This window comes from Massilia sp. CT11-108 (genome assembly GCF_047302915.1).
Classification (GTDB): Bacteria; Pseudomonadota; Gammaproteobacteria; order Burkholderiales; family Burkholderiaceae_D; genus Telluria; species Telluria orientalis.
This window is the reverse complement of the sequence record NZ_JBKYMO010000201.1, coordinates 1-10,078: the sequence shown is the minus strand read 5'-3', so window position 1 is coordinate 10,078 and position 10,078 is coordinate 1. Positions and strand designations below refer to the sequence as shown.

Genomic DNA, 10,078 nt, shown 5'->3' with positions numbered 1-10,078 from the left:
CTCCAAGTGCTTCATCGCCCAACCCCTGCTGCGTGATCAATTTAGCTTTGACAGCAAAAATTGGGCGACTACTTAGATCGCCGATTGCATATACAGGGAAGGCAAGAATCCCCAAGCGCCGCGACGACTGACGCGGCGGTGGACGGATGCCGGTGACCGGCCCACGCGGGGATCCGATTTCTGCGGGCTCGCATCAGGACCGCGCCGACCGGCCTGCAGGAAACTCGAAATCCCTACTAGAAACCGAAACCACCTCCGGCATCGCGGCAGGAGCCCTGACCGCGCCACGCAGTTCGATGCCCCCCGCGTCACTGCGCAGCCACTCCGCCAACGCATCAACGGTACCAGACAGGTCCCTGTCGCGTCCACGCAGTGCACATTCCCAGACGATTCCGACCCGCCACCCGGCATCCAGCAGCGCCCGCGTTACCCTAGCGTCGTTTTCACGGTTCCGGCCAATCTTCTGCGCCCAGAATTCCGTCCGCGTTCCCGGCAATCTGAAAAGTGGACAGTCATGCCCATGCCAGAAGCACCCGTGCACAAGGATGACTGCTTTCAGTCCCGGGAAAACGATATCCGGCTTGCCTGGAAGATCGCGGCGGTTAACGCGGAACCGGAAGCCCTTCCGGTGCAGCAGGCTGCGGATGACTTTTTCTGGCTTTGTGTCGCGTCCGCGAATTCCGGACATCATGCGACTGCGTGTCGTGCTGTCTACGATATCGACCATTGAATGCCTGAAAGAACGTTCAATCCCATGATACATCCGAGGCATATCCGGTGGCGCATCTCAGGCATACACTAACTCCTGTCCGGGCCGTCGGCCTCCGGCCTCCGGATCATGCTGCCTTGCGCACAATGCGCCGGCCATAGCGGTTACGCTCATGCAGCCCTGCGATCAGCCGGAGCATCCACGACCGTTTTCATCTCGACCACGGAGTACAACGCATGGGCGGCCTTAGTGATGTCATTAACGCGCCACTGGGCGCGGCGCTTGTTTTTGGAAGCGTCGGTTGCGTGCAGCTTGGGAGCCGGATCCAGATAGATCACACCGTCCTCGATTGCCTGCAGCAGACGTTCGGTGGTCGTGTCGCGGCACCACATCACTGTCCGCCCGAAGGTGACATGGTGTTCATAGCCCTCGGCGCACTCTGCCGTATTGGAGTTGGATACCTTGGTGGCTGGAATGTACACCACCTCATTGTGTTTGGCCCCCCAGCAGTTCATCAGCCGCTGGAGGCTCCATGAGGCGGCAACGGCGCCATCGGCGGCCACCAAGGCGACGTCGATGCGGTCAAGCTTGGGCGTCAGGGGCGTGGTGCGGTCGTAAGGAAAAACCTGAATGGAACCATCCGGCCCCGGGTGCAGCTCCCGGATGCGCAGTGTCAGCCCGGATTTGCCGCACTGCTCATTCGCCCGGTGGATGCCAGTCACGCGGTAGTCTCCGTCGGCGTCGCGGTATCCGTAAGTCTTCATGAATGCGGAAAAGTCGGCCGCGTAAAGCCCCCCGTCGGGCTCTGGCGTAAACAGCGTGACCTTAAGCTGGGTATGGGTCTTCAGCTCGATACCATACAGGTCCCCATCCTTGTTCGAGTTCGGGATGATGCCGAGCGCATGTTCAAGCGTGTAACCACATACCTGGGTACCGGAGAAAGGCAGTGTCTGGCCATAGGCATCCAGCCGGCAACCGCGCAGTCTCCGCCCCAGTACGCCGGCCAGTTTCATTTCGAGCATGTAACGACTGCCGGTGTTGAGCTGCAGGCGCTTGCATGCCGATGCCCGCGGCATGCCGGGAAGGGCGGCAACGCTGGCGGCGAAAGCCGGCGTCAGGCCAACACAGACGATTCCGACGCACCGGCCGAGCGGCAGACGCGCCAGCACCAGCACGCGCTTGGCATCGCCATACTGCTTTGTATAGGCAACGGATAGGCTGACTGGCATGCTGCCGTCGGCCGCCTGCAGTCCGGAGAGGCGCGCCTCAGGATATTGGGTATAGATGATCGCCTTGACCCGTTTCGCCGGCACGAGTGTGCCATCACAGCGCAGCCACGCAAAGTCGTTGAAGACCGCCTCGGGAATCCGTTTGCCTGGAGCCGAGCGGTCCTTGGTCAGACTTGTACTCTCACCCCTCTCAGACAGGGTCAAGTCAAAGTCATCAAACAGGACGCCGAAGTCAGCCGCAATGTAGATCTGGTTCTTGTCGTTGGCGTTTTTCGGAAGAACCTTGAGCAGAGCCCGCTCCGCCCCGATGGAAGCGAGAAGGCCGTTCAGCTCTTCGATATTCTGAAAGGTGTACTCGTACTGGGACAGGACCGGGGCATTCATCGATATCTCCTTGTAAAGTCACAAGATAACATCAATTTTTCTCATGGTCCATTTATTTTATGAAGTTTTTTTTATAAAAAATATCTTAGATTATTATTTCTCCTTTAAAATCAATTGCTTAAAGAATTTTTACTAGGAATACTCTGGCCATAACCGGGGCTTTGCTTGGTGAAAATTGACCGATTTTTGTCGCTATTGGGACTTGGACCTGAACGTGACCTTTCAGGATGACCGCGAGGCCATAAAAAAAGACCGGGCATATGCCCGGTCTTCCTTAACGACAGTCAGCAGAGGCGGCCACGTGGCCGGTGTCATGCGGCAAGCTTGCCCTCCGCCTTCTGCCGTTCACGCAGTATGCGCCGGCCACTCACCACACGGTCCTTCATCAGCTTTGCTACCGCCGTAAACACAGGAACCACGACCGAGTTGCCAAACTGCCGGTATGCCTGCGTATCCGACACTGGAATACGGAACTTCGACTCTCCCGGAGCGTCATAGCCCATCAAGCGTGCACATTCCCGCGGCGTGAGCCTGCGCGGCCGGTTCTTCTGGTTCTCCTCGTTATGCAGCCCGAGCGCCGGATCAAATCCGCGGTCAACAAGAATTTCCGAGCCATCCTTGTGGTAACGCGCCGAAAGCGTGCGCGTAACGTCACTGTCGCGGACAAGACCATACCCGAAGCCGTTTCCCTTTTCCTTGTGCTTTATAGAATAGTTAAACAGGTACTCCCACAATTTCGGCGTGAGGACATACTGTGGATCAACGTCACGGTCGAGAATGTCGCCCAGCTTCGGTTTTGAGGAAGGAAATTCCTTTGAAATATCCTTGAGAGTGAATCCGTCGTGGACGCCGAGGTCCTTGCGGAAGCCGACGAGCACGATACGTTCACGGTGCTGGGGCACGAAATGAGCACCGTCAATAACTTTCGGATCCAGAGAACCGCTAGCATCCGCATCGGCAACCCAGTACCCGAGTTCATCGAGCGCAGACATGATGACCCTGAACGTTTTGCCTTTGTCATGGCTCTTCAAGTTCTTGACATTCTCGAGCACGAAAGCCACCGGACGCTTGGCCGCAATGATCCTCGCGACATCGAAAAACAGCGTACCTTGAGTGTCGCATTCGAACCCGTGCTTGCGACCGAGCGAGTTCTTCTTCGATACGCCCGCGATGGAAAATGGCTGGCAGGGGAATCCGGCCAGCAGCACGTCATGATCGGGAATCTTTTCGTCGATGTGACGGTATGCCTCTTCCTCGCTGACGTCTTCCCTGCTGGTGAGTGTTACCTCTCGAATGTCCTCATTAAAGGTGTGAACACTTTCATCCGAGTAGTGGTTGGCCTTGTAGGTACGGACCGCGAACGGGTTCCATTCGCTTGTGAACACGCAGCGACCGCCCGCATGCTCGAACCCCTTGCGGATCCCACCGATACCGGCAAACAGGTCGATGAAGTCAAAATCGTACTTCCGGTCAGGCGGCGGCGCTTCGGGCAACAGCTGCTGCAAATGCTTGTATTCGGCATCACTGAACTCCAGTGGCAGTTTACCGTCTGCACGGCGCTTCAGCAGCTCACGCGTCCATACTCCCGGAGAAACTCGGTTCAAGTGCTCGGCAACGGATTTGGGATCGTAGCTCTCTAGGACCTTGCGGAGAAGGCACAAGTTGTCGCTTTCGGGGGATGTGGTGTTTTTCTCGGACATTATAAAACTCGATTCCTGGCAGCTGCCGGCCTGCCCCTGAAGGGAGAACGGAAAACGCAACATTATACTGGATGTTAACACAGCCTCTGCGCCATCAATGATCCCTGTACTATCAAACGACGAAACATTCTCATGGATCCGCGCCGGTCGGAGACCCTACGCACATGTCCGTTGATGTCAGCCGTTAAGTTGCCAGAAAGATGCCTAGGTTGTCCGTCTCCGTCAAAAATTTGGGCTACCGGCATCGAGCACAGCACCGCGCTCCAGACAGCAAGAGCCGACATCCACTACCGCCAGTTTCCGGCAGTAGTAGATGTCGCATGCATGCGGTCTGCTGAAAGGCATTTGGCAAGCGACATCACGACATAATCTCTTGCTTCGAACGATAAGGCGCCTCACGCCGGCACCTTCTGCCCGGTATCTCGCCAGCCGAGTGGACGGCTACCCTTACCTTACGCCGGCGGTTATCTGGTGGGCGCGCCGTAGCACGAAACATGATACCCGGATTTCGCAGCACTAGAGCCGGTGACCGGATCCAGCAGCACAGTTCCGAACTCCGGAACCTTGCTCGTGGCGGCCGACCCGGCTGGCCGCAGTTTGCAGTAGCCAAAGAGCGCGAGTTCCAGCCCTCAAGCTTGGCTCTTCGGCCAGCCCGTACCGCTTTACCGAACTCCTGTAACCGATTATCCAGCCCCACTGCCGTCGACCAAGCACTCGACTGCGTCACGGCATCTATTTCCACTTCATCCCGTCATTCGGACCTACCGACGCTTAGGTCACACTCTGTCTCAGGAACGGAATCAAACCAGCGCGCCTGCCTAGCAGCTCGGCCATAGCCTACAAGGCTTCTTTCTGATGTACGTAAAATGGATCAGCAGCAGTGACGATCGGGCTGAGGTGACGAAACTTGACAACGAGATTCGGCAAAAAACCCAACGTGACCTAAAGCTCAACGCTAGACGCGCAGACAACGCTACGAACCATTAACTAAGAAGTAAAAAGCCCTTGAAAATCAAGGGCTTCCATATTTTTGGCGGAGAGAGGGGGATTCGAACCCCCGATAGGCTATGAACCTATACACGCTTTCCAGGCGTGCGACTTAAACCACTCATCCATCTCTCCTGATGGGTTCACGAGCCAGCTGCTCGCGAAGCCGCCTATTATAACAAGGATTCTCGGCAGTACAAGGGTGTCATGCCACCGTGTGTTAGCGCAAAGAAGTAATGTCCCCCCTCCGCAAAGTAGAGATGTCCCCTAGGATTCGTCGTAGGGGAGGATGGGATAGTGATAGTGATGACGGCCAAGGATGTGTTGCGCGGCCAGGTGATGGCGCAAGTACTGGAGGGGAAGCTGGATCAGGGGAGCGCTGCAGGAAGGCTGGGGATCAGCGTCCGGCAAATCAAGCGGCTGAAGCGGCGAATGCTGGACGGGGGAACCGAAGGCTTGTTGAGCAGGAAGCGCGGCAAGCCGTCAAACCGGCGCACGCCGGCTGATGTTCTGGAGAAGGCGGTAGCCTTGATTGGGGCGCACTACGCCGACTTCGGGCCGACGCTGGCGTGCGAAAAGCTGGAGGAAATCCACGAGATCAAACTGTCGGTGGAGACGGTGCGTCAGGCCATGCTGCGCGCCGGCTTATGGAAGGCCCGGCGCGGCGCGGGAGCCCGTACCCATGCGATGCGCGAGAGGCGCGCCCGGCGCGGCGAACTGATCCAGATCGACGGTTCCCCGCACGACTGGTTCGAAGGACGAGCGCCACGTTGTTGCCTGCTGGTGTTCATCGACGATGCCACCAGCGAACTGATGGCGTTGCGCTTTGTCGATGCCGAAAACGACGCTCGGCTACATGGCGCTGCTGGAAGAGCATGTTCTTGCACACGGCCTGCCTGCCGCCATCTACAGCGATCGTCACAGTATCTTCCAGGTCAACCGGGGCGACTACAAGGACGTCAGCCACGCGCAAACGCAGTTTGCGCGTGCTTTGGAGCAATTGGGGATCGAGGGCATCCAGGCCAACAGTCAGCAGGCCAAGGGACGGGTCGAGCGGGCGGGCCAACCAGACCCTGCAGGATCGTCTGGTCAAGGAAATGCGGCTGCAGGGCATCAGCAGTCAGGAAGCGGCCAATGCCTGGCTACCGCAGTTCATCCGAGCCTTCAACCGTCGCCTTGCCGTCGTGCCAGCGACGCCTGACGACGCGCACATCCCCTTCGCCGGCACACATGCAGCCTTGCGGCGCATCCTGTCTGTCCACACCAGGCGCCGCCTGTCGGGCAACCTGAGCTGCCAACTGGATGGCATGCTCTATCAGGTTCAGGCGACGGGACAGGGGTTGGCCCTGCGCGGCGCCGATGTGGACATCGTGACGCATCCCGCCAGTGCGACGGAACTGCTCTGGCAGGGACGCGTGCTGCCCCATACGTGCAACAGCAAACCCATCAAGCAACGCGAGGCCGTCGACGCCAAGGACGTCAACACCAAAGTCGAGCAGGCGCTGACACGGCGCACGCCACCTCAGCCGATCGGGCACCCGTGGAAAAAACGCATGGCCACGCCACCCGGCACAGCGCAAGTACGCGCCGAATTCGCGCACCCCAAAGCCCACCTGGCCCCGGGCTGATCACCTTCCAAGGGGACATTTCTATTTGGGGCTGACCAGGTGTCGTGCCACCGGAGTCTGGGCCATGTCACGAAACGGCCAGTGCTTGCGCCACCACAAACGTTAAGTTTTCGTTAGCAAAAGTCACGCCGTTAGTGATATTGTTGCCGCGATATAACTTTTTCAACACCGCCGTGAAACGCAAAGCCCTTTACCTCGTCATCTTCGCCATCGCCGCAGCCGGCGCCGCCAGTGGGACCTGGATCGCCAACCGCAAGCCAGCTCCACCACCACAGGCAGCGCAGGCCACTGGGCCGACTAAAGAAGCCACCGCCATCGCCACCGACATGCAGCAGGTGCTGGCCGTCTACCGCAAGATGATCGTGCTGACCCAGGACGAAGCCGGGCTCTCCTCGACAGGTCAGGAAGAGGTCAACCGCGTCGGCCAGCAGCTGTTCCATGAAAACCAGGAGCGCATCAACAAGATCGACGATGCGCTGGCGAGCCTCGTCGGGTCGCAGAATCCGCGTCGTTTCGAGGCGGTCGGCGGCCTGCTCGATTACGTCGAGTCGGGCGAAGGCCTGTACGATGCGGACCGCCTCGCGTTCCGCGAACTGATGCAGTCGTTGCTGGCCAGCGTGGCGAAGGATTCGTCGCTGCCCGCGATCAAGCTGCACAAGCGGATCTCGGAAGACGTCGACGCGCTGGCCGAGATCGAGCGCAATTACGAGAAGGAGATCCGTGCCGTCTTCGGGCGCTTCGAGACGCGCTCCATCACGCTCAAGCGCGAGAAGTGGGACAGCTACGTCGCCTACCTGAAGACGCTCTACCAGCGCGACCGCATCCTCAAGGATTACGGTGTCGTGCTGCCCTACCCCGCCAGGCCGGAACCGCCGAACCAGGACAACAGCCCGACCGCGCAAAAGGAAGAGGACGAGATCTTCGGCAAGGGCCTGCCGAAGAAGACGATCGTGCTGACCTTCGACGACGGTCCGCACCGCCGCTACAGCGAGGAGATCGCCGCGATCCTCAAGCAGTACGACGCGCCGGCCGTGTTCTTCAGCGTCGGCCGCAACCTCGGTACGCTCGACGCGCATGGCGCCGCGCGGCTCAACGCGGGCGCGGAAGTCAGCCGCAAGCTGAAGGCCGCGGGCTATGTGCTGGCGAACCACAGCTTCTCGCACGCGCAGTTGTCGAAGGAGAGCGGCGACAGTCTGAAAGCCGAGATCCTCGATACGGACACGCTGCTGAAGGCCGTCGATCCGCAACGCTCCGCGCTGTTCCGCTTTCCCTACGGCGCGCGCAACAAGGAGGGCATGCACCTGCTGGCCGACGCGCATTTAAAATCCGTGATGTGGAACATCGATTCGCTCGACTGGGCCGATCCGGTGCCCTCGTCCATCGCCGATCGCGTGCTGCGCGCGGTCGACAAGGAAGGCCGCGGCATCATCCTGTTCCACGACATCCACGAGCGCACCGTGAAGGCGCTGCCGGCGATCCTCGACCGGCTCGTCGCCGAGGGCTACCAGTTCGCCGGCTGGGATGGCAACACGTTCCGCGTGAGCGGCGGTGCGCATGCGGCGCCGGTGCCGGTCGCGCGCGCGGCTGCGACGGGGTATGCGTCCTCGTGGGCGATCGTCGTCGGCGTCGACGGTTATCCGAAATGGCCGCGCCTGCAGTACGCCGTGCGCGATGCGGAAGGCGTCGGGCAGGCGCTCGTGCAAAAGTTCGGTTTCGCGCCCGACCACGTGGTCACGCTGAAGAACGAGCAAGCCACGCGCCGCGGCATCCTTGCCGCGTTCCACGATGTCGTGGGCCACGGCCTGCAGCCGAACGACCGCGTGTTCGTGTTCTTCGCCGGCCACGGCGCCACGCGCAAGCTGAGTTCCGGCCGCGACCTCGGCTACATCGTGCCGTACGACGCCGATCCGGAGAATCTCGCCAGCGACGCGATCCCGATGACCGAAATCCAGAATATCGCCGAGAGCCTGCCCGCGAAACACGTGCTGTTCGTGATGGACGCCTGCTACAGCGGCCTGGGTCTCACGCGCGGCGGCGCCAACGCGGCCTTTTTGCGCGATAACGCCAAGCGCCTCGGCCGCCAGATGCTGACGGCGGGCGGCACGGACCAGATGGTGTCCGACGGCGGTCCGAACGGCCATTCCGTGTTCACGTGGACGCTGCTGCAGGGCCTCGGCGGCAAGGCCGACCTGAATGGCGATGGCCTGATCACGGCGACTGAGCTGGCGGCGTACGTGGCGCCGGCGGTGGCCAGCGTGTCGCAGCAGACGCCCGCCTTCGGCAGCCTGCCCGGGTCCGAAGGCGGCGACTTCGTGTTCGAACTGCCGGAGGAAAGCGAATTCCTGAACACGAACACGGCGCAGCTGTCGAACGATGCCATCGCGCTCAACACGAAGCTGGACGCGAAGGCGTCGGCGCCGACCGCGCCCGTCGTCGTGAAGGACCTACAGGGCGGCGAGCAGACGATCAAGGCGCCGGTCGCGGTGCCGGTGTCGAGCCGCCAGCAGGCGCAGCGCGCCAACGACCACGGGCTGCAGCTGTACAAGGAAAAGCAGTACGCGCAGGCGGAGGCGCAGTTCACGGAAGCGCTGAAGCTGCGGCCGAACTTCGCGCTGGCGGCGAACAATCTCGGCTTCGTCTTCTACAAGCAGGACAAGTTTGCCCAGGCGGCGCGCTGGTTCGAGAACGCCATCAAGATGGATCCGTCGCGCGCGATCGCGTACATGAACCTGGGCGACGCGTATGCGCGCGCGGGGGATGGCGAGAAGGCGAAGGCCGCGTACAAGACTTATCTCGAGCTGGCGCCGACCGGGTCGGGGGCTGGATACGCAAAGCAGCAGGTGGAGAAATTGTAGGGTGGGCGGCCCTCCGCCCACGCGGACGCTTGCGATGCGTTGACGTCACGCGTGGGCACGGGGTGCCCACCCTACGGAGTTTCGTATGCTGGTAGTCTCCGCTGCTCGTCTTCGCTGAACATCCGGCCGCGCAGCGCCGCCACGGCTGCCTCGTCGTTCAGTCCGCGGCGCTGAACCAGATACGCTTCGATCCGCCGCTTCCACGCCGCCTCCTCCCGATCGACATCCGCCAGCCGCTGCGCCGCATCCGCGCCAAACGCCTCCGCGCGCAGGCGGAAGACATCTTCCTCGCCCGCACCGCCGGCCCGCAGCCGTTCCGCCTCCTCCTGCACGCGCACGATTTTCAGAGGCGCCTCGCGCGCCGCGCGCACATCGGCAGGCAAGCCGGCATCCAGCGCGGCCAGGCGCGCCTGCTTCTGCTGCGCGTCCAAAGTGCGGTCGTCGCGGATCGCCATGCGTGCCAGGGCCTCCGCATTGGCGGCATCCTCGCGGCCGAAGATCGCGGCGATCTCGCGCTGGCTGAAATACCGCGCACGCAGTCCGCGCAGCGCGTCGAGCCGGCGCTTCAGGGCCGCGGCGTCCTGGC

The 10,078-nt window shown here is 61.1% G+C and carries 5 protein-coding genes, 1 tRNA gene and 1 pseudogene; 2 read left to right on the top strand and 5 right to left on the bottom strand.

Going from position 1 to position 10,078, the window contains the following annotated elements; genetic code table 11:
• Positions 1-193 precede the first annotated feature (193 nt).
• The 4 genes from ACEN88_RS16765 to ACEN88_RS16750 all read right to left on the bottom strand — a co-directional run bounded on the left by ACEN88_RS16765 (position 194) and on the right by ACEN88_RS16750 (position 5,144).
• The gene (locus ACEN88_RS16765) at positions 194-727 is read right to left on the bottom strand and encodes a very short patch repair endonuclease (protein WP_413341331.1); all 534 of its coding nucleotides are present in this window, start codon (positions 725-727) and stop codon (positions 194-196) included.
• Positions 728-879: 152 nt separating this feature from the next.
• Positions 880-2,322: an MvaI/BcnI family restriction endonuclease gene (locus ACEN88_RS16760; RefSeq protein WP_413341329.1), complete on the bottom strand. Its 1,443-nt coding sequence runs from the start codon at positions 2,320-2,322 to the stop codon at positions 880-882.
• A gap of 311 nt (positions 2,323-2,633) precedes the next feature.
• The gene (gene dcm / locus ACEN88_RS16755) at positions 2,634-4,022 is read right to left on the bottom strand and encodes a DNA (cytosine-5-)-methyltransferase (protein WP_413341327.1); all 1,389 of its coding nucleotides are present in this window, start codon (positions 4,020-4,022) and stop codon (positions 2,634-2,636) included.
• 1,031 nt (positions 4,023-5,053) lie between these two features.
• Positions 5,054-5,144: transfer RNA gene (locus ACEN88_RS16750), tRNA-Ser, on the bottom strand.
• A 171-nt stretch (positions 5,145-5,315) separates the two neighbouring features.
• On the opposite strand from ACEN88_RS16750, the pseudogene ACEN88_RS16745 reads away from it, so the two are divergent.
• Positions 5,316-6,637: pseudogene (locus ACEN88_RS16745) on the top strand (ISNCY family transposase).
• 173 nt (positions 6,638-6,810) lie between these two features.
• Entirely contained in the window at positions 6,811-9,492 is a 2,682-nt protein-coding gene (locus tag ACEN88_RS16740) for a polysaccharide deacetylase family protein (protein ID WP_413341325.1), read from the top strand.
• A gap of 71 nt (positions 9,493-9,563) precedes the next feature.
• Here ACEN88_RS16740 and ACEN88_RS16735 read toward each other — a convergent pair.
• Positions 9,564-10,078, bottom strand: a 515-nt coding sequence (locus ACEN88_RS16735; RefSeq protein ID WP_413341323.1) for a lipase secretion chaperone, incomplete at its 5' end; no start/stop codon positions are given.

What these genes read in the sequence shown, in the direction of transcription:
- ACEN88_RS16765 (WP_413341331.1), bottom strand. Translation starts at nt 727, where the DNA reads ATGGTCGATATCGTAGACAGCACGACACGCAGTCGCATGATGTCCGGA.
- ACEN88_RS16760 (WP_413341329.1), bottom strand. Translation starts at nt 2,322, where the DNA reads ATGAATGCCCCGGTCCTGTCCCAGTACGAGTACACCTTTCAGAATATC.
- dcm (WP_413341327.1), bottom strand. Translation starts at nt 4,022, where the DNA reads ATGTCCGAGAAAAACACCACATCCCCCGAAAGCGACAACTTGTGCCTT.